The 24,438-nt window shown below is 74.3% G+C and carries 21 protein-coding genes and 1 tRNA gene; 15 read left to right on the top strand and 7 right to left on the bottom strand.

Going from position 1 to position 24,438, the window contains the following annotated elements:
- Positions 1-71: 71 nt before the first annotated feature.
- The gene (locus ABD946_RS21050) at positions 72-518 is read left to right on the top strand and encodes a DUF4442 domain-containing protein (RefSeq protein WP_380149304.1); all 447 of its coding nucleotides are present in this window, start codon (positions 72-74) and stop codon (positions 516-518) included.
- Positions 519-714: 196 nt separating this feature from the next.
- Here the strand turns inward: ABD946_RS21050 and ABD946_RS21045 are convergent, their stop codons facing one another.
- Positions 715-1,785 carry a LacI family DNA-binding transcriptional regulator gene (locus ABD946_RS21045; RefSeq protein WP_345285816.1) on the bottom strand — a complete coding sequence of 357 codons (1,071 nt, stop codon included), beginning with the start codon at positions 1,783-1,785 and terminating at the stop codon, positions 715-717.
- 284 nt (positions 1,786-2,069) lie between these two features.
- Between ABD946_RS21045 and ABD946_RS21040 the strand changes: the two genes are divergently transcribed.
- The 5 genes from ABD946_RS21040 (at position 2,070) to ABD946_RS21020 (ending at position 7,822) form a co-directional block, all read left to right on the top strand.
- The gene (locus tag ABD946_RS21040; RefSeq protein ID WP_345285814.1) at positions 2,070-3,374 is read left to right on the top strand and encodes an ABC transporter substrate-binding protein; all 1,305 of its coding nucleotides are present in this window, start codon (positions 2,070-2,072) and stop codon (positions 3,372-3,374) included.
- Positions 3,375-3,471: 97 nt separating this feature from the next.
- Positions 3,472-4,467, top strand: coding sequence for a carbohydrate ABC transporter permease (locus ABD946_RS21035; RefSeq protein WP_380149306.1), 996 nt, complete (start codon positions 3,472-3,474; stop codon positions 4,465-4,467).
- 3 nt (positions 4,468-4,470) lie between these two features.
- Positions 4,471-5,406, top strand: coding sequence for a carbohydrate ABC transporter permease (locus tag ABD946_RS21030; RefSeq protein ID WP_345285812.1), 936 nt, complete (start codon positions 4,471-4,473; stop codon positions 5,404-5,406).
- Between the two features lie 38 nt (positions 5,407-5,444).
- On the top strand, positions 5,445-6,917 hold the full coding sequence (locus ABD946_RS21025; protein WP_345285810.1) for a GH1 family beta-glucosidase: 1,473 nt from the start codon (positions 5,445-5,447) through the stop codon (positions 6,915-6,917).
- A 47-nt stretch (positions 6,918-6,964) separates the two neighbouring features.
- A complete protein-coding gene (locus ABD946_RS21020; protein WP_345285808.1) occupies positions 6,965-7,822 on the top strand; it encodes a hypothetical protein in 858 nt (285 codons plus the stop codon).
- A gap of 74 nt (positions 7,823-7,896) precedes the next feature.
- Here the strand turns inward: ABD946_RS21020 and ABD946_RS21015 are convergent, their stop codons facing one another.
- Together ABD946_RS21015 and ABD946_RS21010 are read right to left on the bottom strand one after the other, a co-directional pair.
- Entirely contained in the window at positions 7,897-8,838 is a 942-nt protein-coding gene (locus ABD946_RS21015; protein ID WP_380149309.1) for a spermidine synthase, read from the bottom strand.
- Between the two features lie 244 nt (positions 8,839-9,082).
- A complete protein-coding gene (locus ABD946_RS21010) occupies positions 9,083-9,523 on the bottom strand; it encodes a hypothetical protein (protein ID WP_345285804.1) in 441 nt (146 codons plus the stop codon).
- 285 nt (positions 9,524-9,808) lie between these two features.
- Between ABD946_RS21010 and ABD946_RS21005 the strand changes: the two genes are divergently transcribed.
- Positions 9,809-11,206: an NsdA family TPR-like regulatory protein gene (locus tag ABD946_RS21005; protein ID WP_345285802.1), complete on the top strand. Its 1,398-nt coding sequence runs from the start codon at positions 9,809-9,811 to the stop codon at positions 11,204-11,206.
- 24 nt (positions 11,207-11,230) lie between these two features.
- Here ABD946_RS21005 and ABD946_RS21000 read toward each other — a convergent pair whose 3' ends face one another.
- Both ABD946_RS21000 and ABD946_RS20995 read right to left on the bottom strand, forming a co-directional pair.
- Positions 11,231-11,872 (bottom strand): histidine phosphatase family protein, encoded by a 642-nt coding sequence (locus ABD946_RS21000; protein WP_345285800.1) that lies wholly within the window; start codon positions 11,870-11,872, stop codon positions 11,231-11,233.
- Positions 11,873-12,009: 137 nt separating this feature from the next.
- The gene (locus ABD946_RS20995) at positions 12,010-12,999 is read right to left on the bottom strand and encodes an SDR family NAD(P)-dependent oxidoreductase (protein ID WP_345285798.1); all 990 of its coding nucleotides are present in this window, start codon (positions 12,997-12,999) and stop codon (positions 12,010-12,012) included.
- Positions 13,000-13,131: 132 nt separating this feature from the next.
- Between ABD946_RS20995 and ABD946_RS20990 the strand changes: the two genes are divergently transcribed.
- From ABD946_RS20990 to ABD946_RS20955, 8 genes are all read left to right on the top strand, one after another.
- Positions 13,132-14,364 (top strand): sensor histidine kinase, encoded by a 1,233-nt coding sequence (locus ABD946_RS20990; RefSeq protein ID WP_345285796.1) that lies wholly within the window; start codon positions 13,132-13,134, stop codon positions 14,362-14,364.
- Positions 14,361-15,089, top strand: a complete 729-nt coding sequence (locus ABD946_RS20985) for a response regulator transcription factor (protein WP_345285794.1) — start codon at positions 14,361-14,363, stop codon at positions 15,087-15,089. The genes ABD946_RS20990 and ABD946_RS20985 overlap by 4 nt, the downstream gene beginning before the upstream one ends.
- Positions 15,090-15,128: 39 nt before the next feature.
- On the top strand, positions 15,129-16,358 hold the full coding sequence (locus ABD946_RS20980; protein WP_345285792.1) for a hypothetical protein: 1,230 nt from the start codon (positions 15,129-15,131) through the stop codon (positions 16,356-16,358).
- The gene (locus ABD946_RS20975; RefSeq protein WP_345285790.1) at positions 16,355-17,926 is read left to right on the top strand and encodes a hypothetical protein; all 1,572 of its coding nucleotides are present in this window, start codon (positions 16,355-16,357) and stop codon (positions 17,924-17,926) included. Before ABD946_RS20980 ends, ABD946_RS20975 begins: the two co-directional genes overlap by 4 nt.
- 8 nt (positions 17,927-17,934) lie before the next feature.
- Positions 17,935-19,332: an AAA domain-containing protein gene (locus tag ABD946_RS20970; RefSeq protein ID WP_345285824.1), complete on the top strand. Its 1,398-nt coding sequence runs from the start codon at positions 17,935-17,937 to the stop codon at positions 19,330-19,332.
- Between the two features lie 152 nt (positions 19,333-19,484).
- Positions 19,485-19,889 carry a hypothetical protein gene (locus ABD946_RS20965; RefSeq protein WP_345285788.1) on the top strand — a complete coding sequence of 135 codons (405 nt, stop codon included), beginning with the start codon at positions 19,485-19,487 and terminating at the stop codon, positions 19,887-19,889.
- Positions 19,890-20,033: 144 nt separating this feature from the next.
- Positions 20,034-20,546, top strand: coding sequence for a bifunctional DNA primase/polymerase (locus ABD946_RS20960; protein WP_345285786.1), 513 nt, complete (start codon positions 20,034-20,036; stop codon positions 20,544-20,546).
- A 52-nt stretch (positions 20,547-20,598) separates the two neighbouring features.
- Positions 20,599-20,672 (top strand) — tRNA-Lys (locus tag ABD946_RS20955).
- A gap of 215 nt (positions 20,673-20,887) precedes the next feature.
- On the opposite strand, the gene pgi is transcribed toward ABD946_RS20955, so the two are convergent.
- Together pgi and ABD946_RS20945 are read right to left on the bottom strand one after the other, a co-directional pair.
- Positions 20,888-22,540, bottom strand: a complete 1,653-nt coding sequence (pgi, locus tag ABD946_RS20950; RefSeq protein ID WP_345285783.1) for a glucose-6-phosphate isomerase — start codon at positions 22,538-22,540, stop codon at positions 20,888-20,890.
- Between the two features lie 193 nt (positions 22,541-22,733).
- On the bottom strand, positions 22,734-24,296 hold the full coding sequence (locus ABD946_RS20945; RefSeq protein ID WP_345285782.1) for a Na+/H+ antiporter: 1,563 nt from the start codon (positions 24,294-24,296) through the stop codon (positions 22,734-22,736).
- Positions 24,297-24,438: the final 142 nt, after the last annotated feature.

The following is a 24,438-nucleotide window of genomic DNA, read 5'->3' as shown; positions in this document are numbered from 1 at the left end:
TTTCGCGCTCCCGCAGACGATCCTCGGGCAGGCACTACCCCCACTTCCTACCGGCTAGTAACATCGCGCCCATGACCATGACCCAGATCGGCCAGCTGCTCGACTCCACCGTCCCCATGGCCCACACCCTCGGCCTGGAGTACCTGGAGACCACCCCCGAGCGCGCCGTGCTCCGCTTCCCGGACCGGCCCGAGTACCGCAACCACGTCGGCGGCCCGCACGCCGGTGCGATGTTCACGCTGGCCGAGACCGCCAGCGGCTGCATCGTCCTGGCCGCCTTCGGCGACCAGCTGGGCCGGGCCGTGCCGCTGGTCGTGAAGACCGAGACCGCCTACCTCAAGCTGGCCAAGGGCCCGCTCACCGCCACCGCGACCCTCGGCCGCCCGGTCGCCGACGTGGTCGCCGAGCTGGACAAGGGCGAGCGCCCGGAGTTCGAGGTCACCGTGGACGTCACGCGCGAGGACGGCGACGTCACCAGCACCATGAAGATCTCCTGGACCCTGCGCCCGAACGCCTGACCGGAGCCTGACCCGACGTCAGCCCCGCCCTCGGCCCCGGCCCGGGTGAGCCGCATCACACTCACCCGGGCCTGACCCGAGAGCAAGGCACGGAGCCCGGGCCGGAGCACGGAGCCGAGGCCGGAGCAGGGAGCCAAGCCCCAGGCCGGGTCGAGCGCCCGGACCGGAACCGCCGCCGGAGCACCCCAGCGCCCCGTCAGGCCGAGTCCCGCACCACCAGCTCGGTCGCCAGCACCACCTGCCGCCGCGCCCGCCCCCGCTCCGCGATCTCGTCGAGCAGCAGCCGCGCCATCGTCCGCCCCATCTCCTCGATCGGCTGCCGCACGCTGGTCATGGCCGGCTCCGTGTGCCGGGCCACGATCGAGTCGTCGAAGCCGATCACCGCCACGTCGTCCGGCACCCGCCGCCCCGCGGCCCGGAGCACCTGCATCGCCCCCGCCGCCATCACGTCCGAGGCGCAGAACACCCCGTCCACCTCCGGACGGCGCGTCAGCAGCTCGCGCATCGCCAGCCGCCCGCCCTCCTCGGTGAAGTCGCCGAGCACCACCAGCTCCTCCCGGTACGGGCGCCCGGCCTCCTCCAGCGCCCCCCGGTACCCGGCCAGCCGGGCCCTGGCCACCTCCATGTCCATCGGACCGGTGATGGTGGCGACCTGCTCGCAGCCGCGCCGCAACAGGTGCCGGACGGCCATCCTGGCCCCGCCCGCGTTGTCGGCGTGGACGTAGCTGAGCGGCTCCAGGTCGCCCCGGCGCCCGGCGAGCACCGAGGGGATCTCCAGGCTCTCCAGCAGGGCCGGCAGCGGGTCGTCCTGATGCACCGACACCACCAGTACGCCGTCCACCCGTTGCGCGGTCAGATAGGCCGAAAGTCGTTCCCGCTCGCGCTGGTTGCGGACCAGGATCAGCAGCAGCTGCATGTCGGTCTCGGCGAGCTCCGCCGAGACCCCGCTGATGATGTCGGAGAAGTACGGCTCCGAGAACAGTCTGGTCTCCGCCTCCGGCACCACCAGGGCGATCGAGTCGGTGCGCGAGGTGACCAGGGTGCGGGCGGCCCGGTTGGGGACGTAACCGAGCTCGGCGATGGCGGCGTTGACGGCCTCGCGGGCCTTGTCGCTCACCCGCGGGGAGCCGTTGACCACCCGGGAGACGGTGCCCCGGCCGACGCCGGCGAGGGCCGCGACCTCCTCCAGGGTGGGGCGGGCCGTGGTCCGGCCGGCCCCCGGTTCCCCCCGGGGCCCCGTCGGGCGCTGTGCGGCGGTCTGGCTCATCGCTCACCTCGTGGGACGCGTACGTGATCGGGCACGTGATCGGGCTGTTCGCTGCTCATTGTGGCCGGTGCGAGCGCCGGCGCACCGACCCCGGACCCGACGGGCGGACACCGACCCACTCTCCGATCCACCGGCCGGTCGCCGGACCGGCCCGACGGTCGAACCGGAAACGATCCGGCAACTGCTCTTGACACCCACCCCCGCCAGCCAGCAACCTTCCGGCAGGCACCCATGGGAGCGCTCCCACACTCTCATACCTTCCCACCCGGACCAAGGAGAACGCCATGCGCCGCAGCACCGCCCTCCCCCACAGAGCCGCCGCCCTCGCCACCGCCGCCCTCGTACTGACGGGCTGCTCCAGCGCCGCCGGAGGCTCCGCGGGCGACTCCGCGGGCGGCAAGATCACCCTCACCGTCGGCGACTTCGGCACCTTCGGCTACCAGGAAGCAGGGCTCTACCAGGAGTACATGGCGGCCCACCCGAACATCACCGTCAAGTACGAGACCGCCCAGGACGGCCAGAAGTACTGGGACGCGCTCACCACCCGCCTCGCGGCCGGCAGCGGCCTGGCCGACGTGCAGGCCGTCGAGGTGGGCTACATCGCCCAGGCCACCGGCAAGTTGGCGGACAAGTTCGTCGACCTCGGCAAGACCGAGGGCGTCAGCGCCGGGGCCTGGCTGCCCTGGAAGTCGCAGCAGGCGACCACCGCGCAGGGCGCGCTGATCGGCCTCGGCACCGACATCGGCCCGATGGCGATCTGCTACCGCAAGGACCTGTTCCAGCAGGCCGGGCTGCCCACCGACCGGGAGGCGGTCGGCGCGCTCTGGGCCGGGGACTGGTCGAAGTTCGTCGACAAGGGCAAGGAGTACCAGGCCAAGGCCCCGGCCGGGACCTTCTTCACCGACTCGGCCAGCGGCCTGTTCAACGCGGTGATCTCCAGCGACGCCCAGCAGTACTCGGACGCCTCCGGGAAGCTGGACGTCAAGGGCAGCGCCAGCGTGCAGAAGGCCTGGTCCCTCTCGGTGGCCGCCTCGCAGGCGAAGATCAGCGCCGGGCTGCGGCAGTTCCAGAAGCCCTGGGAGTCCGCGTTCGCCAACGCCAAGTTCGCCACCGTGGTCTGCCCGTCCTGGATGACCGGCATCGTCAGCAAGCAGTCCGGCGAGGCCGGCAAGGGCAAGTGGGACATCGCTGCGGCACCGGTCGCCGCCAACTGGGGCGGGGCCTTCCTGACCGTGCCGAAGGCCGGCAAGCACACCAAGGAGGCCGCCGAGCTGGCCGCCTGGCTGACCGCGCCGGAGCAGCAGGCCAAGGTCTTCACCAAGGTCGGCAACCTGCCCTCGACCGCCGCCGGACTCAAGCTCCCGGCCGTGCAGTCGGCGACGCTGGACTACTTCGGCGACACCCCGACCGGCAAGATCTACGCCGCCGCGGCCGGTTCGATCCAGCCCGCGAAGATCGGCCCGGACGACGGCACCGCCAAGACCATCATCACCGACAACGGGATCCTCGACATCGAGGAGCACGGCACCGACCCGGCCAAGGCCTGGCAGAACGTGCTGAAGACGATCGACGACAAGATCACCAACTGACGCCCGACGCCCACCAGTTCCGAGCCGCCGCCCCGGCCGCGAGCCCCTGACGGCCCGTCGGCCGGGGTGGTGCCCCACCACCCCGGGAGGACGCCCCGTGGCCACCCCCGCCCCACCCCGCACCGAACGCGCCGAACGTCCCGAACGCACCGGCCACCGTCCGGCGGCACCGTCGAGCTGGCGCTCCCGCCTGTACCGGCTCGACCTCAAGGCCGCGCCCTACGCCTACGTCGCCCCGTTCTTCCTCTGCTTCGCCGCCTTCGGCCTCGTCCCGCTGATCTGGACCGGCTGGCTCTCCCTGCACCAGGTGGACCTGCTCACCCCGGACGTCATGGAGTGGCGCGGCCTCGGCAACTACACCCGGCTGTGGGGGAGCGAGCAGTTCTGGACGGCGCTGCGGAACACCTTCACCATCGGCGTCCTGTCCACCGTCCCGCAGCTGCTCATGGCCCTCGGCCTGGCGCACCTTCTCAACTACCGCCTGCGCGGCCGGGGTTTCCTCCGGGTGGCGGTGCTCGCCCCGTACGCGACCTCGATCGCGGCGGCCACCCTGGTCTTCGTCCAGCTGTTCAACCCGGACTACGGCATCGTCAACTGGGCGCTCTCCGCACTGGGTTTCGACCGCACCGACTGGTTCGCCGACACCTGGCCCTCGCAGATCGCCATCGCCACCATCGTGACCTGGCGCTGGACGGGCTACAACGCGCTGATCTACCTGGCCGCGATGCAGGCCGTGCCGAAGGACCTGTACGAGGCGGCCGCCCTCGACGGGGCGTCCCGTTGGCAGCAGTTCACCCGGATCACCATCCCCTCGATCCGGCCGACCATCCTTTTCACGGTGATCGTCTCGACCATCGGCGCCACCCAGCTGTTCGGCGAGCCGATGCTGTTCGGCGGCGGTGTCGGGGTGAGCGGCGGCTCCGCTCACCAGTTCCAGACCCTGAGCCTCTATCTGTACGAACTCGGCTGGCCCAACCGCCAGTTGGGCCGCGCCTCGGCGGTGGCCTGGACGATGCTGCTGATCCTGCTGCTGGTCGGTGCGGTCAACCTGCTGATCGCCCGGCGCCGCCGCCGCACCGAGCTGGGAGCCTGAGCGATGAGCACCCTGAGCACCCCCACCACGCCCTCAGGACCCACCACGACGCCCGGCCCCACCGCCGCCCGGCCGGCGCCCGCCACCAGGCGGCGGTTCCGGGCCGGGGCCGGCGACCAGGACAAGGCGGGCCCGGTCAGCTACCTGCTGCTCGGCCTGGCCGCCGTGGTCTCCCTCTTCCCGCTCTACTGGACCTTCGTGGCCGCCACCCACACCGGTGAGCGGGTCGCCCAGTCCCCGCCGCCGCTGCTGCCGGGCGGCTCGCTCTGGGCCAACGTCTCCACCGTCTGGGAGCAGGCCGCGATGGGGAAGGCGCTGCTCAACTCCACCATCGTGGCCGGCCTGGTCTCGCTCTCCACCGTGGCCTTCTCCACCCTGGCCGGCTTCGCCTTCGCCAAACTGCCGTTCCGGGGCCGCAACGCCCTGCTCACCGTGGTGGTGGCGACCATGACCATCCCGCCCCAGCTGAGCGTGATCCCGCTCTACCGGATCATCACCGACCTGGAGTGGGGCAACCAGCTGCAGTCGGTGGTCCTGCCCTCCCTGGTGGCCGCCTTCGGGGTCTTCTTCATGCGCCAGTTCCTGGCCGAGGCCCTGCCGGTGGAGCTGGTCGAGGCGGCCCGGATGGACGGTGCGCACAGCCTGCGGATCGTCTGGCACGTGGTCTTCCCGATCGCCCGGCCGGCCATGGCGGTGCTGGGCATGCTGGTGTTCGTGCAGTCCTGGAACGACTTCTTCTGGCCCTTCGTGGTGCTCACCCAGCAGAACCCGACGGTACAGGTCGCGCTCTCCGCGATCGGCGGCGGCAGCGCGTACGACATCAACCAGGCGGTCATCATGACCGGCGCCCTGGTCGGCACCCTGCCGCTGCTGCTGATCTTCGCCGTCCTGGGCAAGCACATCGTCGGCGGCATCACCGCCGGTGCCGTCAAGAGCTGACCGCGCGTCAGCCCCTCTACCTTGGGAGCGCTCCCGTTATGACCGTGACCGACCCCGGCCCGCTCGGCACCGAGGCGACCCTCCGCCCGGCCTTCCCGCCCGGCTTCGCCTGGGGCGCCGCCACCGCCGCGTACCAGATCGAGGGCGCCGCCGCCGAGGGCGGCCGCACCCCCTCGATCTGGGACACCTTCAGCCACACCCCGGGCAAGGTGGCCGGCGGGGACACCGGCGACACCGCCGTGGACCACTACCACCGCTTCCGCGAGGACGTCCGGCTGATGGCCGAACTCGGCCTCACCGCCTACCGGTTCTCGCTCTCCTGGCCCCGCATCCAGCCCACCGGCCGCGGCCCCGCCGTCGAGCACGGCCTGGACTTCTACCGCGCCCTGTGCGACGAACTGCTGGCCCACGGCATCGCCCCCGTCGCCACCCTCTACCACTGGGACCTCCCCCAGCACCTGGAGGACACCGGCGGCTGGCCCGCCCGGGAGACCGCGTACCGCTTCGCCGAGTACGCCGCCCTGGCGGCGGAGGCGCTCGGCGACCGGGTCTCCACCTGGACCACCCTCAACGAGCCCTGGTGCAGCGCCTTCCTCGGCTACGGCTCCGGCGTGCACGCCCCCGGCCGCACCGACCCGGCCGACGCCCTGCGCGCCGCCCACCACCTCAACCTCGGCCACGGCCTCGCCGTCGGCGCCCTGCGCGCCGCGCTCCCCCGCACCGCGCAGCTCGCCGTCTCCCTCAACCTGCACCAGGTCCGCCCGCTCACCGGGGACCCGGCCGACCTGGACGCGGCCCGCCGGATCGACGCCGTCGGCAACCGGATCTTCACCGGCCCGATGCTCGACGGCGCCTACCCCGCCGACCTGCTCGCCGACACCGCCCATCTGGTCGACTGGGACGCCCTGGTGCGGCCGGGGGACCTCGCCGAGACCTCCCGCCCGATCGACCTGCTGGGCATCAACTACTACACCCCGACCGTGGTTTCGAGCGCCGCCAGCGCCGCCCACCTGCCCCGCCACGACGGCCACGGCGCCAGTGCGCACTCCCCCTGGCCGGGCGCCGACGAGGTGGCCTTCCACCTCGCCCCCGGCGAGGTGACCGCGATGGGCTGGCCGATCGACCCGAGCGGCCTGACCGACCTGCTGCTCGCGGTCCACCGCGACCACCCCGGCCTGCCGATGCTGGTCACCGAGAACGGCGCCGCCTTCGAGGACCGGGTGGGCCCCGACGGCACGGTGGACGACCAGGACCGGATCGCCTACCTGCACGGCCACTTGGCCGCCCTGGCCCGGGCGGTGGAGCTCGGCGCCGACGTGCGCGGGTACTACCTCTGGTCCCTGCTGGACAACTTCGAGTGGGCGTACGGGTACGCGAAGCGCTTCGGCGCCGTGCACGTGGACTACGAGACGCTGGCCCGCACCCCGAAGGCCAGCGCGCACTGGTACGCCGAGGTGATCCGTACCGGAACGCTCCCCGCGCACGCCCCCCGCCGAACCGACGGGGCGTGACCTTCGCGGGTGGGGTTTCGTTCTCTGTTGACGTGCGAGCAAACCACGTGGCGCAGCCGCGAGTCGAGGGACCGGACGGCGAGTGTACGGACTCCGCGGCGGAGGCCGTAGCGGGTGCCGGGGCGAGTGTCGGGGCACGTGTCGGGGCGGGCGCCGTCCCGGTCACCGCCGCCGACGCCGGCGCGGATGCCGGCGCCGGGCGGGGGCGGCTGCCCCGGCCGCGCACCAGGACGCTGGCGGCCGGCGGGGCGGTGCTCGCCCACGTCTGGGGCCTCGGGCTCGGAGTGGGGGTCGCGTACGCCGCGGACGGTTCGGCGGTGGCCGGGCTGCTCGGGCCCGACCTGGTCCAACGGGCTGACTCCCCGGCCCTGTTGGGCCAGCTGACCGGGGTCGCGACCCCGGTGCTGGAGCAGCAGACCGCCTCGGTGGCCAAGGCCCTCCAGGAGCGGATCAAGACCGACGGGCTCCCGCTGCCCGGCCAGGCCACCACCGTGCCGGACGCCTTCGCCATCGCGGCGGTGCTGCTCCCCTCGGTGCCGCCGCAGCCGCGCGGCGACGGGCCGCGGGCCTCCCGCTCGACCCCCGAGGACGAGCCGGGGGTTCCCGGGCCCGGCGCCCGGCCGAGGATCGAACCCCCCGCCTCCGCACCGGCCCCCGCAGTCGGGCCGGCACGGATCCCCACCGACGGTGGCGGCCCGGCGGCAGCCGCTGTCCGGACCGCCACCGTGCAGCTGCCGCAGGGCACTTGGTCGCTCGCCGCACCGGAGGAGGACGTGGCACTGGCCGCCGCCAGCCCGGTGGAGATCGAGGGCGAGCTCACCGCCGTGCTGGTGCCGATCGCGGCCGGGATGCTGCTCACCGGGGCGGCGATGTACAAGCACAAGGGCCTGCCGCGCGGGCACTGAGCTCCGCGACCCGGCGGTCCCACGGCTCGGCGGTGTTACGGCTCAGCGGGCTTACGGCTCGGCGTTCCCACGGCTCAGCGGAAGACACCGGGCGGCGGGGTCGGGGACGGCGCCGCCGTGGCGTCGGTGGCCGGGAGCGCCCCGGCCGTGAAGTCGGCCAGCCCCCGTCCGTGCTCGATCCGGCCGAGGTAGGAGTCGGAGGCCACCCGGCGGCCCAACTCGTCGAGCGGGAGCGCCTGCTGAGCGGCCGCCAGGATCAGATTGCCGAAGCGCTTGCCGCGCAGCACCGCCGGATCGGCGATCAGGCAGACCTCGGGGAAGACCGCCAGAAGGGTGGCCACCTGGGAGCGGGCGAAGGGCAGGGCGCCGCCGTCGGCGATGTTCGCCGCGTACCGCCCGCCGGGGGCCAGCGCCCGGGCGGCCAGGGCGGCGAACTCCACGGTGGCGCAGTGCGCCGGGGTCCGGGCCCCGGAGAAGACGTCGGCGATCACCAGGTCCACCGATCCCTCCGGAGTGCGTTCCAGCACCGCACGGGCGTCCGCACCGCGCACCTTGATCTGCCATCCGCGCTCCAACGGCAGTTCGGCGCGCACCAGTTCGGTCAGCTCGGGGTCGATCTCGGCGACCTGCTGACGGGACCTCGGGCGGGTGGCGGCGGTGTAGCGGGCCAGGGTGAGCGCCCCGCCGCCGAGGTGGAGCACGGTGACCGGACGGCCGGGCGGGGCGGCCAGGTCGATCAGGTGACCCAGGCGGCGCTGGTACTCGAAGCCGAGGTGGGTCGGGTCCGCCAGGTCCACCAGGGACTGCGGGGCGCCGTCCAGCAGCAGCGTCCAGGCCCGGGCACGGTCCCGGTCGGGAACCAGCTCGGCCAGGCCGGAGGCGACCTTCCGGGCCAGCGGACCCTGGGCGTGGATACGGCCCTCGGCGCCGGTGGCGGACGCGGCAGAGGTGGCGGCTGCGGCGCCGGCGTCCGGCTCGGTCTCGGTGCGAGCCCGACCGGCCCGGTTGCGTCCCATGGCAGCCATTATCGCCGGACGGCAGCCCCGGGCACGGCACGGAGCCGCAGGTCAGCGGGGCGGGGCGGGGCACGACACGGAGCCACAGGCCGGGCCGGCGGACCGGGCCGGGCCGACCTCGGAACCGACGGGCCCTCAGCACGCGGAAGCGGGGCGGGCGGGGAGCGCGAGGCCGAGAGGACGGGCCGGAGAAGGCGGGGCGGCGAAGGCGGGCGGCGGCCGGGGCGGGAGGTGGCGGCTCGGCTCAGAACGGCCCGAGGCCCCCGGCGGCCAGGGTGCAGGCGGCCTCGCAGAGGCCGGAGCGGAGCACCCACGGGTCGGTCGGCCGGGCCAGCGCACCGGGGCCGGACGGCGGCATCACCCAGCGCGGGTCGGTGGCGGGGAGCAGCCGGGCCCCCGGCGTACAGGAGGTGCCGGGCAGGTGCCACTGCCCGGCCACCCCTGCGGGGACGAGGAACGCGATGGCGGTGCCGCCGTCGCTCTGCAGGACCGTGCCGCAGGCGCGGCGCAGGCGCAGGATGTCCACCGTCTCCAGGCCGTGCCGGACCGCCACCGTGACGGTGTCGAAGCCGGCCGGGGAGGAGGGCAGGACGGGCGCGAGCGGCGCCGCCGCGAGCAGGGGCCGGACGGGCCTGGGGGTGACCGGGACGGTGATGTGACGGTACTGCGGAAGTCCGGCGGCCATGGGCCCTCCTGTCTCCTCGTCAACTCGGCGGCCCGGCCGCTCGTCCGGGTGCGCCGGACGGCGTGGGGTCGGCCAGGGGCCGCCATGTATCAGGACAACGCGAAAGGGTGCCGAAAGGCCACGGGCTGACGTACAGCAACCCATGGCACTTCATGGCATTTCAGCGCAACTCTGTCCCTTTTATGGGCAATTGACCGTACATCAGCCCACAACCGGACGTGTCCGGTCCGTGACAGTCGGTACTCTCTGCGCTGGATCGAGACCCCCGACTCGGAGCGCAGCACCATGGCAGCCACGAGACCACCCGTCCCCAACGCCGCCATGCGAGCGCTCCGGGGTGACCTCTCCCCCGGCGAGTTCGCGCTCGCGATCCGACGCGCCGCCCGGGAGATCGGCGAGCACGTCTCCTGCGACGCGCGCTACGTCGGCCGGGTGGAGTCCGGCGAGATCCGCTGTCCCAACTACGCGTACGAGCGGGTGTTCCGGCACATGTGGCCCGACCGCTCGCCGGCCGAGCTCGGGTTCACCCCGCGTACGGCGGTCCGCCGCCGCGCGGCCGACCCGCCGTCAGTCCCGGGTCCGAGGCTTCGTCCCGGCGGGCTGCCGCCGCTCGACGCCCCGTACCTTCCCGACGAGGAGCACGACGACTTGCGTCGCCGAACCTTCCTGACCGGCGGACCGGCCACCGTGGTGGCCCCCACCTCGCTGGCCGCCGCCCTCGGCCTGGACCGTCCCGCCATGGCCGCTCCCCGCTCCACCGCCCCCGGGCACACCGTGCCGCCCCCGCGCCGGGTCGGCTCCGCCGAGGTGCGCGGCGTCGAACAGGCCGTCCGCGACATCCGCTTGCTGGACGACGTGCACGGCGCCGACACCCTGTTCGAGCTGGCCGGGCAGTCCCTGCGCAGTGCCTACGTGCTGCTCAACGACGGTGACTACGGCGCCGCGACCGAGCGCCGACTCCAGTCCGGCGCCGGCGAGTTGGCCATCTCGGTGGGCTGGCTGGCGCACGACTCGGACCGCACCGTGGAGGCCCGTTCCTTCTACGCCGAGGCGCTGGCCACCGCCCGGATGGCCAACGACCCGGCCCTGGAGGCGCACGTCTTCTGCAACAGCGCCTTCCTGGCCCGGGACACCGGCCGGGCCCGTGAGGCCCTGCGGGCCGCCCAGGCCGGGCAGTCCGCCGCCCGCCGGCTCGACTCCGCCCGGTTGCTCTCGCTGCTCGCCATGCGGGAGGCCGGGGCATGGGCGCTGCTGCGCGACCGGGGGGCGTGCGAGCGGGCGCTCGGGCGGGCGTACACGCTCTTCGACCAGGGCGAGGCGGAGGCCGACCCGGAGTGGATGACCTTCTTCGGCGAGGCCGAGATCGCCGGGCTGGAGTCCCAGTGCTGGTCCGCCCTGGAGGTCTGGGACCGGGCCGGGGTGCTGGCCCGCCAGGCGGTTGACCTCCAGGAGCCGCACTTCGTCCGCAACCGGGTGCTCTACACCGCCGAGTTGGCCCACGACCGGCTCGGGCTCGGGGACCTGGCCGGGGCCGCCGTGCTCGCCTCCGAGGCGACGGCGCTGCTGGGCGAGGTCCGTTCGGCCCGGATCCGGGCCATGCTCTCCGGGACGGCGCGGCAGCTGCGGGCGCACCGTGCCGTCCCGGAGGTGGCGGCCTTCCTGGCCGCGCACGAGGCCGCCTGAGCCCGGCGGCGGGGTCGGGTCCGGCTACTTGCCGAGGTGGGACTGGTCGTTCCAGAGTTCGACCGCCGGGGCCCCGTACTCCCAGGAGAGGACGGAGAGGGCGGCCGTGCCCAGCTTGAACCGCTGCGCGAACTCGGGCGGCAGGCCCAGCCAACGGGCCGTCAGGATGCGCAGCAGGTGCCCGTGGGCGAAGACCACCACGTCGTGGTCGGCGCAGTGCATGGTGGTGGTGTCCGGCTCCGGGGTGCCGTGCTCCTCGTGCAGGCCGGCCAGGAAGGCGTCCACCCGGGCCGCCACCTCGGAGAGCTCCTCGCCGCCGGGCACGCCGTCCCGCCAGATCAGCCAGCCGGGCTGGTCGGTGGCCCGGATGTCCGGACCGGTCCGGCCCTCGTACTGGCCGTAGTCCCACTCCAGCAACTCCTCGCGGTCCACCGCGCGGGCGCCGAAACCGGCCAGCTCACAGGTCTCCCGGGCCCGGGAGAGCGGGCTGGTGTACACGGTCGCCTCCGGCAGGCCGTGCCACGGCGCGCCGGCCAGCCGGACCCCGAGGGCACGGGCCATCTCGCGGCCCTCCTCGGTGAGCGGCACGTCGGTGCGGCCGGTGTGCTGGCCGGTGACGGACCAGGCGGTCTCACCGTGGCGGACGAGCACGATACGGGCGGGCATGAGCGGCTCCTCACAACTCGTTGGCAGTTCCTCCCCGGCCAAGACGGGCACCGGCCAGCCTCGCCATCGAGTCGCCGACACCCCCATGATCCCCCACCGCCGGAGCCGGCACGGCCGCCGGGCCCTCCACCACCCGCTCAGGCCCGGCCCGGCTGGACCATCTTCCGGCCGGCCGTGCTGCCGCCGTCCACCGCGACGGAGGCTCCCGTCATGTAGGGGAAGTCGTCGGAGGCGAGCCCGAGCACGGCGCGCGCGATCTCCTCGGCCTCGGCCATCCGCTCCAGTCCGTCGATGTTGAGCGGACCGAACGCCCGCTTGTACGCGGCCCACGCCTCGTCGGGGATGCCGGGCGGGCGGACGAAGGGGGTGTCGGTGGTGCCCGGCAGGAGCGCGTTGACCCGGATGCCCCGGGGACCGTAGGCGAGCGCGGCGGCCTTCACGATGCCCTGCACGGCCCGCTTGCTCGCGGTGTACGCGGCGCTGGTCGGCCGGGCCTGTTCGGCCGCCGAGGAGGAGGTGCAGATGATGACGCCGCGCCCGGCCGTGAGCATGTACGGGACCTCGTACTTGACGGCGAGGAAGACGCCCCTGGCGTTGGTGGCCTGGACGTCCTCCCACTCCTCGACGCTCAGCTCGTGCGGCGCCTTGGCACTGCCGATGCCCGCGTTGTTGAACGCCACGTCGATCCCGCCGTACCGGCTCGCGATCCGGTCCACGAACTCCTGCACCTGCCCGGCCTCCCGCACGTCGGCCCGCACGTACGTGGCCTCGCCGCCCGCGTCCCGGATCTCCCGCTCCACCTGGCGTCCCAACTCGGCCCGCCTGCCGCAGAATCCGACGTGGGCGCCGGCCGCCGCGAAGGCCCGGGCGGTGGCCCTGCCGATGCCCGAGGTACCGCCGGTGATGAGCACCGACCTGCCCTGGAACCGTCCTTCCCCGCCCCGCCGCCCCGCCGGGGCGGCGCTCGCCGTCCGGGCACCCGCGCCGAGCAGGGCGCCCGCCGCGCCGACGGCGGCCGCGCCACCGAGCAGGGCCCGCCGCCCCGGCCCGGCCGCCTTCGGGCCGCCGTTCGCGCAGTCGTCCACGTTGTCGTTCCCGTTCGTGTCGCCGTTCGCGTTCGTCTCCATGGCGACCACGCTCGCAGTCCGGGCCGGGGCTCCGGCTCGGCCGACGGGCCGGACCTCGCGGCCCGTGGGAGGAGGCGCCCTCCTCCCACGGCAGGACCCGGGGCGAGCGGACACCCGCCTATCGTGAGGCGCGTGAACCGATCAGGCATGGAGCTGGTGTTCGACCAACGGTTCGCCGCCCTGCGGACGGTGGCGCTGGTCGGCGTCCTGGTCGGTGACCTCCTCCTGGTGCACCGGCCCTCCGGTGTCCGGGACGTGGCCCTCGCGGCGGCCGGGACCGCCCTGTGCGCGATCGCGGCCAGGTGGACGTTCGGCGCGGTGCTGCTGCTGTCCGGCCTGCTCGTCGCCGCGCACGCGCTCGGCTCGGACATCGTCCCCGCGTTGAAGGTGCTCGCGGCCGTCACCGTCTTCGAGCTGGCCGTCCGGGAGCACGGCCGCCGTCCGGTGGCCGGCTCGGTGGTGCTGGCCCTGGCCGTCGCGGCGAACCGCCTCGCCGACCTCCCCGGCGAACTCCCCTCCGTGCTCTACAAGATGGGCATCGTGGCCGGGCTGCCGCTGCTCCTGGGCGCGTACCTGCGGACCACCCGCGACGCCGCCCGCGACGCCCGCGCGCACGCGGCCCGGGAGGCGGCCGGCGCCGGAGAGCGGGTGCTGGCCGCCCGCGCCGCCGAACGCACCGCCATCGCACGCGAGTTGCACGACCTGGTGGCCCATCACGTCTCGTCGATGGTGCTGCGCGTCGGCATCGCCCGGCACGTCCTCCCCGCCGCCACCGTCGACCCGCGGGTGACCGAGGTCTTCGACGACCTGCACTCCAGTGGCAGCGAGGCACTCGCCGACCTGCGCCGCCTGGTGGCCGTGCTGCGCGATCCGGACGGCGTCGCGGACCCTGGTGCGGCCTCCGCCCTGGTCACGCCCGGGGCACTGCCGGACGCTCTGGAGTCCGTCCTGGAGGGCGGCCGCCGCACCGGTCTGACGGTCACCGCCGTCGTGGACCCGGCCCTCGCGCACCTCGACGCGGTCCGCGGCCTCGCCGTGCTCCGCCTGGCCCAGGAGGGCCTCGCGAACACCGCCCGGCACGCCGGCAGCGGCACCCGGGCCGAGCTGACCGTCCGGATGGCCGAGGACGACACCGTGCACCTGACGCTCCGGGACGACGGCGCGGGCCACCCCGGCCGACCCGCCCCAGCCCCGGCCCCGTCCCCGGCCAGAGGCACGTCCGGGCACGGGCTGGTCGGCATGCGCGAACGCGTCGACCTGCTCGGCGGCCGCCTGGAGGCGGGCCCGACCCCGCGGGGCTGGTCGCTCACCGCCGAACTGCCCGCCTCTCCCGCACCCGTACGACTCCCGGAGCAGACACCGTGATCCACGTCCTGGTGGCCGACGACCAGCAGCTGGTCAGGATGGGCCTGCGCATGCTCTTCGAGCAGGCTCCCGACATCGAGGTGGTCGGCGAGGCGGAGAACGGCGCGGAGGCGGTGCGGCTGGCCCAACGCCTCCGTCCGGAGGTGGTCCTGATGGACCTTCGGATGCCCGTGCTGGACGGCGTCACCGCGACCCGCCGGATCCTGGCGGCCCGCCCCGCCACCCGCGTCGTCGCGCTCACCACCTTCGACGACGACGACCACCTCTACCCGGCGCTCGCCGCCGGGGCCTGCGGCTTCCTGGTGAAGGACACCCCACCGGCCGACCTGGTCGACGCCGTGCGCCGGGCCGCGGACGGCGAGGCCCCGTTCAGCCGGGCCGCTCTCGACCGGCTGGTCGGCCACGCCGTCGACGCCCGGGCCGCCAAGGCTCCCGACCCCGGCTCCGGCTCCGGCTCCGACCGCCCGGCGGTGCCCGACATCACCCCGCGCGAGCGGGAGGTGCTCGGCCTGGTCGGCGGAGGGCTGTCCAACCGGGAGATCGCCGACCGCCTGCACCTGGGCGTCACCACGGTCAAGACGCACGTCGCGAACCTGATGGCGAAGACCGGCCGGGACAACCGCATCCGCCTCGCCGTCCTCGCGGTCGCCACGGGCATCACCACCGACCAGGGGCCGCCGGCCGCGCCCGGGTCGCCCGGAGCGTCCCGGGTCGGGCCGTCCTGACCCGAAGTGTCGGTGGTGGGTGCGAGACTGGGCCGCACCATGAACGTCTCGATCCAAGGGCAGGCGGAGCCGGTCGCGCGGCGGCTCCGCGAACTGCGCGGCCCGGCGCCGCAGCGCAGCCTCGACGCCCGGGCGCTGGCCGCCCTCGCGGCCAATCCGGGGTGCCGGCGGCGGGCGGTGCTCGATGCGGCCGGGGTGGACAAGCGCGCGGTGGCGGAGCGACTGGGGCGGCCCGCGCCGTTCGGGCAGTCGCCGTTCGCGATCACCCGGGGGAACGTCTTCGAGGCCCGTCTCAAGGACGACAGCTACGCCGCCCTGCTGGCCCCGCTCCGGGCCAGGCTCGGACTCCCGCCCGAGGGAAGCCCCCTGACGGTCCCCGACCTGCTGCCGCGCTCCGCCCCGGCCACCCGGGCGGACCGGACCCGCCAGGTGCTGGCCGAGGCGGCGGCCGACCTCGACGGCTGGACGCTGCTGGACCACCCGATGCTCCGCCTCACGGTGGCTGGCACCCCCGCCTACCTGGAGCCGGACGCGGTGCTGGTGCACGGCGGCCGCTGCACGGTGGTGGAGATCAAGTCCTTCCCGGTGATCGACGGCTCCGCCGATCCCGCCAAGGTCGGCGCGGCCGCCCGGCAGGCGGCGGTGTACGTGCTGGCGCTCCAGCAGGCCGCCGCCGAGCTGGCGGGCGTGACGGTGGACCAGTCGCCGTACGGACAGCAGCAGTTGCCCGGCTCGCCCGAGCTGAGCGTGCTGCTGGTCTGCCCGAAGGACTTCTCCAACCGGCCGACCGCGAGCAGCGTGGACGTCCGCCGCGAGCTCTCGGTGACCAGGCGTCAGCTGGCCCGGCTGACCAGGATCGAGGAGCTGCTGGAGGCCCTGCCGTCCGGCACCAGCTTCGACCTGGCGCCGGACCAGGCGGGGGTGCCGACCAGGCCGGTGGCCGAGTTGGGCAGCGCGGTGGAGGCGGTGCCGGCCAGCTACGGCCCGGACTGCCTGGCCGCCTGCGAGTTGGGCTTCCTCTGCCGGTCACAGGCCCGCACCTCGGGTGCGGTGGAGCAGCTCGGCCGGGGCGTACGGGGCGAGTTGGGCACCCTGCGGACGGTGGAGGAGGCGCTGGCCGCCGCCGAGAAGGGCAGCCCGGACGGCACCGACGAGGCGGCCGTGCGGCTGGCCCACGCCGCCGCACTCCGCACCGAGGCGCTGTGCGCGGCAGGCTCCGCGGGCGCGGCCGGTGCGACCGGTACCGGCACCCGGGAGGCGGCCCGGTGAGCCTGCTGGACACGCTGGCCCGGCTGGAGGCCGTCCGCAGCGGGCACGCCGAGCCGCTCGCCACCGTCCGGCACCGGCACCTGTCGGAGCGTCCGATGGTGCTGGTGCCGCTGGCCGCCGCCGGCGAGGCGGGGGCCCCGCTGGCGGTGCTGCTGGGCACCGACCGGGAGCACCCCCGGCTGCTGCTGGTGCCGCAGCCGCTCAACCGGGACATGCGCTTCGGCTTTCTGGCCGAGTTCGCCGCCGAGCTGCTGCCGTACCTGGAGTCCTACGCCGGCGAGGTGGAGCTGGTCGAGCGGTCCGAGAAGGATCCGGAGACCGGCGAGAAGACCCAGACCTTCCGTGAACTCTGCGCCGACGCTCCGCAGTTGATCGTTCCGAACGCGGGCGCGGTGCAGCACCTGGCGCTGATCGGCCGCTCCACCCGGTTCCGCCGGACGGCCTCCGACCCCGACCCGGGGCCGTACCCGGCGCCGACCCAGGTGCCGCTGCTGGGCCGCTGGCTGACGCACTTCACCGAGCGGGCCCAGGTGCCCGGCTCCTCCCTGCTGCTGTCGGTGACCCAGCTGCTGGCCCGGCACTGGGCGACCGGCCAGAGCCTGCTGGAGGACCAGCACCTCGGCGCCCGGCTGGCCTGGCACCGGCCGCCGGCCGGGACGTCCGGCGCCGAGCTGGCCGAGCGGGTGGAGACCGAGCGGGACGCCCGGGGCGTGCCGGTGCACCCGCCGGCCGGGCCGGCCACCGATCCGGTCTTCGACGCCAAGGTGCTCGCTCCGGCGATCACCCGGCACGACCAGGCGCTCACCGCGCTGGCCCACCGGGGCGACCCCCAGGCGCGGTCGGCGGTGAAGCGCGCCGCCGAGGAGCTGCGCGCGGTGCTGCTCGGGGCCACCCTCCCCACCTGGCACGACGTCTGGCGCGGCCTGGACCTGCTGCGCGAGCTGCCGCCCGCCGCCCACCTGGCCGACCGCTGGGAGGGCGACCGCTGGTCCTTCACCAACCACCGGGACAGGCTGGCGGCCGGCGAGCCGCCGCAGCCGAAGCAGGACGACGCCGTGACCGCCGCGCGCAAGCTGGCCCAGCGCGAGCGCGAGCAGGCCAAGGTGGACGTGCAGGAGGCACTGGACGACCCGCTGGCGATGGCCGGGCACCGGCTCTCGGGCGAGGCGTTCAGCGGCGAGGTGGTGGAGGTGGTGCCGGAGTACGACACCACCGGCCGCTCCCCCAAGCCCCGCCCGCTGCTGGTGCTGCGCACCGCCGACCGCCCGCACGCCGACGCGGGCCGCGAGGTGCACCGGGCGAACGGGCCCTCGGCCCAGAAGGCGGAGATCGTGGTGGCGGCCGGGGGCACCGTCACCGTCCGGGTGCTGAACGGCATGGGCCGCAAGAAGGAGCCCGAGCCGGGCAGCCTGCCCGAGCCCGGCGAGCAGGTCACCTTCACGCTCTTCGAGCTGACCGCCCGTCAGTCCGCCCCGCTCCCCGAGCCGGAGGACACGCCGTGGACGCACGGCGGCCCGCCCGGCGGCAGCACCGATCCCTCGCCTACCGCAAGCGAAGAGTGGGAATGACCACCGGCATGACCATCGACCCTCCGGCCCCGGAGGCCCCCGCGGCTCCTGAGGCCCCCGAGGTGGCGAACCCGGGCGCCGCCGCCGACTCCGCCGTGGCCGCGATCCTGGCCGCCACCGTCAGCCCCGCCCCCGGGGGACCGCGGGGCGTGGTGGTCGACTCCCCGCCCGGCGCGGGGAAGTCGACGCTCGTGGTGCGGGCCGCCAAGGAGCTGGTCGCCGGCGGCGAGCGCCTGATGATCGTGGCCCAGACGAACGGTCAGGTGGACGACCTGGTCGGCCGGTTGGCCGAGAAGGGTCCGGAGCTGACGATCGGCCGGCTGCACGCGAGCGACGCCAAGCCGGGCCCGGAGCTGGCCGCGCTGGCGAACGTGACGGCCTCCTCCAAGGTGGCGGAGCTGCTGGAGCAGGACGTGGTCATCTCCACCGCCGCCAAGTGGCAGTGGGTGAAGGCCGAGCAGCCCTGGCGGCACGCGATCGTGGACGAGGCGTACCAGATGCGCTCGGACGCACTGCTGGCCGTCGCCGGGCTGTTCGAGCGGGCGCTGTTCGTCGGTGACCCGGGCCAGCTGGACCCGTTCACGGTGGTCGGCACCGACCAGTGGGCCGGCCTGTCGTACGACCCGTCGAGCAGTGCGGTGGTCACCCTGCTGGCGCACAACCCGGCGATCCGCCCGCACCGGCTGCCGGTCTCCTGGCGGCTGCCGTACTCGGCGGCTCCGCTGATCTCGCAGGCGTTCTACCCGTACACCCCGTTCCGCTCGGGCACCGGCCCGGACGACCGGCGGCTGACCGCCGCCACCGCCGGGGACGGCTCGGCACTGGACGCGGCCGTGGACGAGGCGGCGGAGCACGGCTGGGCGCTGCTGGAGCTGCCCGCCCGGCACACCGTGCGGACCGACCCGCAGGCGGTGCAGGCCACCGCCGCGGTGGTGCAGCGCCTGCTGGCCAGGGGCCTGACGGCGCACTCGGAGCAGGGTTCGGCCCCGCTCACCCCCGACCGGATCGCGGTCGGCACCGCGCACCGGGACCAGGCGGCGGCGGTGCGGGCCGCCCTGGTGAAGCTCGGCGTGCCGGTGGACCACACGGCCGGCCCGGCCGTCACCGTGGACACCGCCAACCGGCTGCAGGGCCGGGAGTACGACGTCACGGTGGTGCTGCACCCGCTCTCCGGCCGCCCGGACGCCACCGCCTTCCACCTGGAGACGGGCCGGCTCTGCGTGCTCGCCTCGCGGCACCGGCACGCCTGCATCGTGGTGGCCCGGGCCGGCATCCCGGAGCTTCTGGACGAGCACCCGTCCACCGAGCCGGTGCAGCTGGGCGTCACGATGAAGTTTCCGGACGGCTGGGAGGCCAACCACGCGGTGCTGGCCCTGCTGGGCGAGCACCGGGTCCGGCTGCGCTGAGCACGGCGGACGCGGCACGAACACCGGCGGAGGCAGCACCAAGGGGGCGCACGGGAGGGGAATAGCGACCGCACGCGCACCGTTCCGTTACCGGCCGTCCCCGCGCGACAATGGGACGGCAGCCACCCACCACACCCCGGAGGTGTCCCACCATGCCCGACGCCGGTGCTTCCCGCCCCGACGCTGCCGACCTCGTCGCACCGGACGCCCCGTCAGCCGTGCCCGCGCCCGCCCGCCGGCTGCGCCCGGCCCAGCTGCTCTTCGAGCCGCAGGCCGACGAGCCCGAGGCGGAACGGTTCTTCGACCTGGAGTCCATCGCCGACCCGGCCGAACTGCTGCGCCGCTCCACGGAGTTGACGCTGGCGTTCCGGGCCGCCGCCGAGCGGGCCGCCGACTTCCAGGCCATCGCCGCGGCCCAGCTGGCGGACACCCGCCGCTTCGACGCGCTCTCCCCCGCCGAGATCGCGGACCGGGCCGACTGGACCCCGGACTACGCGGCCAAGATGGTCGAGTACGGCGGTTCGCTGCTCCGCCGCCGGGCCTCCGGCGAGCACTGAGCCGAGCGGGGGCAGGCGGGGGCGCAGCCGGCCGGCAGGCCATTGGCATATGCGGCCGGGAAGGGTACGCCCCCACCCCACCCGCTGTCCGGCGAACGCCGCTTTCCCTGCGTGCGGCGCCCGCCCCGCGCCACCCTGCTGTGCGTGGACATCTGGACGTATCAATCCGTGGAGTACGTCACGGCCGCCGGCGAGGCCTGGCTGGCCACGGCGAGCGAGTACCCGCGCAGCATGCGTGCCCTGTGGGAGTCCCGCCCCTGGGCCCCGACGGTGCTGCCCTGCGGCCGCGCCTTCGACGTGATCAGCATGCCGGCCCTGTTCGGGCGGGCCGTGCTGGACGAACTCTGGGCCTCCGGGCCGGGCTGCGGCCCGGTGGCCTCGTACCGGGGCCGGACCCTGCTGTTCGTGCAGCCGGGCGCCGCGGCCCGGCTGCGCACCCTGCTGGCCTGGGAGGAGTGGGCCCGCGAGGTGCCGCCGCTGCTCTGCCACGGCCTGGGGGACGCGGTGACGGTGCCGCCGATCCAGCGGATGCTGGACGCCCCGGCCTCACCCGGACAGGGGTCGGGCCGGTGGATCGTGGCGCCGGACTCCCGGGAGCCGTGGCTGCCGGGGGCGGCCACCGTGCTCTGGGCCTGCGTCCGGGCGTCGCGGGGGTGAATTGGATTTTGGTTCCGCCCGAACACGCTGCTAAAGTCTTCCACGTCAGCAGGCGCCGCTAGCTCAGTTGGTTAGAGCAGCTGACTCTTAATCAGCGGGTCCGGGGTTCGAGTCCCTGGCGGCGCACAGACAGCAGAAGGCCTTCCATCTCCGGATGGGAGGCCTTCTTGCGTTGCCCGCACCGGATGGTGATCCCGGGGGCGCGGGGAACTGCGCGAACCGGAAGGCGGCTCACCTGCGACTGACCCACCGTCGGCCAGTTGCAGGTGCTGCCTTTCCAGCCCGCGCAGTTCCTCGCGCCCCTGGGGCCTTCGGCCCTCGGGGCGCTGCCCGGGCGAGCGTCAGCGGCCGCGCAGGGTGCGGTACTTGGTGACCAGGGCGGCGGTGGAGCTGTCCAGCTGGTCGGTGCCCTCGCCGGTCAGCAGGACCGGCTCGATCTTCTTGGCGAGCACCTTGCCGAGCTCGACGCCCCACTGGTCGAAGGAGTCGATGTTCCACACCGCGCCCTGGACGAACACCTTGTGCTCGTACAGCGCGACCAGCTGGCCGAGCACCGAGGGGGTCAGCTCGCCGGCCAGGAGGGTGGTGGTCGGGTGGTTGCCCCGGAAGGTCTTGTGCGGCACCAGCTCGGCGGGGACGCCCTCCGCGGCGACCTCCTCCGGGGTCTTGCCGAAGGCCAGCGCCTGGGTCTGGGCGAAGAAGTTGGCCATCAGCAGGTCGTGCTGGGCGGCCGTCGCGGCATCCAGCTCGGCGACCGGGCGGGCGAAGCCGATGAAGTCGGCCGGGATCACCTTGGTGCCCTGGTGCAGCAGCTGGTAGTAGGCGTGCTGGCCGTTGGTGCCGGGGGTGCCCCAGACCACCGGGCCGGTCTGCCAGTTCACCGGGTTGCCCTCGCGGTCCACCGACTTGCCGTTGGACTCCATGTCGAGCTGCTGGAGGTAGGCGGTGAAGCGGGAGAGGTAGTGCGAGTAGGGCAGCACCGCGTGCGCCTGGGCGTCGAAGAACGCGCCGTACCAGACGCCCAGCAGGCCGAGCAGCAGCGGGACGTTCTCGGCCGCGGGCGCGGTGCGGAAGTGCTCGTCGACCAGGTGGAAGCCGTCCAGCATCTGCCGGAAGTTCTCCGGGCCGATGGCGATCATCAGCGAGAGGCCGATGGCCGAGTCGTAGGAGTAGCGGCCGCCGACCCAGTCCCAGAACTCGAACATGTTCTCCACGTCGATGCCGAAGTCGGCGACGCCGGCGGCGTTGGTGGAGAGCGCCACGAAGTGCTTGGCCACGGCCTCCTGGCCGGCGCCGAGCTGCTCCAGCAGCCAGCCGCGGGCGGAGGTGGCGTTGGTGACGGTCTCGATCGTGGTGAAGGTCTTGGAGGCCACGATGAAGAGGGTCTCGGCGGCGTCCAGGTCGCGGACCGCCTCGTGCAGGTCCGCGCCGTCCACGTTGGAGACGAAACGGACCGTCAGGTCGCGCTGGGTGAACGGGCGGAGCACCTCGTACGCCATCGCCGGGCCGAGGTCGGAGCCGCCGATGCCGACGTTGACCACGTTCCTGATCCGCTTGCCGGTGTGGCCGGTCCACTCCCCGGAGCGGACCTTGTCGGAGAAGGCGGCCATCTTGTCGAGCACCGCGTGCACGGCCGGGACCACGTTCTCGCCGTCGACCAGGACCTCCGCGCCGCGCGGGGCCCGCAGCGCGGTGTGCAGGACGGCCCGGTCCTCGGTGGTGTTGATCTTCTCGCCGCGGAACATCGCGTCGCGCAGCTCGGCCACGCCGGTGGCCGCGGCCAGCTCCCGCAGCAGCTCCAGGGTCCGGTCGTTCACCAGCTGCTTCGAGTAGTCCACCAGCAGGTCGCCGACGGCCAGGGTGTAGCCCGAGCCGCGCTCCGGGTCGGCGGCGAACAGCTCGCGCAGGTGCGTCTGACCGAACTCCTCCCGGTGCTTGGCCAGCGCCGTCCACTGCGGCAGCCGGTCCAGGGGGGTGCGGTTCTGCGCCGTCATCGCTTTGCTCCTTGAGTATCCGGATTTCGGTTACCGGCAGGTCCCTGCGAGAGGGTGGCGCGAGGTCCGGCGGTAGCTCTGTGGTGCGCCGACTCCGTTGACGGCCTGCCCGGGTCAGCCTACTTCGCGCGACGGTCCGTCAGGTGACGCGCCACTGGCCACCGGGCGTACTCCGCCACCTCCTCCCGTGCACCTACTTCCGCCGGGAGCGCAGGTCCAGACGGCGCATCACCTGGTCGGCGATCTCCGGATCGCCTCCCGGCTCGCCGCGGGCGACCAGGACCTCGCGGCGGGAGGCGGCGATCATCTCCTGTTCGAGGTCGGCGGCGGAGCGCAGCTGCTCCCAGCGCTCGCGGGCCTCGACCGCCTCCTCCTCGGCGTAGCGCTCGGGGCAGAGCCGGGCCAGCCGGTCGTGCTGGCGCTCCCTGAGGACCTCGACCACCTCGGGCTGGAGGTCGCGCTCCTCCTCCAGCTCCCCGAGCCGGACCAGGCCGGCCTTGGCGGCCCGCCACCACATGTGCTTGACCGCCTCCTCGTGCTCGTCGGTGCCGCCGCCGAGGCCGAGCACCTTGACCACCAGAGGGAGCGTCAGACCCTGGACCAGCAGGGTGAAGAGGACCACCGCGAAGGCGCAGATGACGATCTCGTTGCGCCCGGGGAAGTCGCGCGGGATGGCGAGCGCGAGGGCCACGGTGGCCACCCCGCGCATCCCGGACCACCAGAGCACCACCGTCTCGCCGACGCTGACCGGGGTGTCCTCGTCGGCGTTGCTGACCCGCTTGGAGATCCAGGCGGCGGGCAGCAGCCAGGCCAGCCGGACCAGCACCACGGCGGCGATCACCCAGGCGGCGTCGCCGAGCATGCCACGCCAGGCGCCGCCGACCTCGTCCAGCAGCGGGGCCAGCTCCAGGCCGATCAGGCCGAAGGCCACACCGGTGACCAGGATCTCGACGATCTGCCAGAAGGCGTTGCCGACCAGCCGGTACGCCACGTCGTCGGCGTCCTGGGCGCGGTCGGCCAGGTAGAGGGCGCAGACCACCACGGAGAGCACGCCGGAGCCGTGCAGCTCCTCTGCCAGCACGTAGGCGGCGAACGGCACCAGCAGGTTGAGCGCGACCTGCTGGGTGGGGTCGTCGAGCATTCCGGCCAGCCTGGCGTTGAGCCAGCCGAGGCCCGCGCCGACCACCACCGCGACCACGGCCGAGAGCACGAACCGCAGGGCGATCCCCTCCGCGGACAGGTGCCCCTCGGTGACCGCCTCGATCGCCAGCGAGTAGATGACGATCGCGGTGACGTCGTTGAACAGGCCCTCGCTCTCCAGCACCGCGACCAGCCGCCGGGGCAGCCCGACGCTGCCGGCCACCGCGACCGCGGCCACCGGGTCGGGCGGGGAGACCAGCGCGCCGAGCGCGATGGCGGCGGCCACCGGGAGGGCGGGCAGCAGCCAGTGGAAGGTGCCGGCGACCACCGTGGTGGTGACCACCACCAGGCCGACCGCGAGCAGCAGGATGGAGCGGGCGTTGGCCTTGAAGTACCGGACCGAGGAGCGCCGGGCGACGGCGAAGATCAGCGGCGGCAGCACCAGCGGGAGGATCAGTTCGGGGTTGACCTCGATGTCCGGGACCTGCGGCACCAGGGCGAGCACCAGGCCGATGGCGGTCATCAGCACCGGCTGCGGCACCCGGGTGATCCGGGCGACCGGGATGGTCACCACCGAGGCGAGCAGCACCAGGAAGAGCAGGCTGAGCTGTCCCACGGGGGTCGGCGTCCTCTCGGTGGGCGACGGGTCGCCGATCAGCATAAATCTGACAGTGCGACAGACGCGCGCGGCGCGCTCCGGCCGGGCCTTGACTTCAAGCGCGCTTCATCTTCGAGAGTGGTGACGATCCGTCCGACCG

Source organism: Kitasatospora albolonga (assembly GCF_039535905.1).
GTDB classification, from domain to species: domain Bacteria; phylum Actinomycetota; class Actinomycetes; order Streptomycetales; family Streptomycetaceae; genus Kitasatospora; species Kitasatospora albolonga.
Note: the sequence above shows the minus strand (reverse complement) of the source record. Positions and strands in the feature narration are given on the sequence as shown.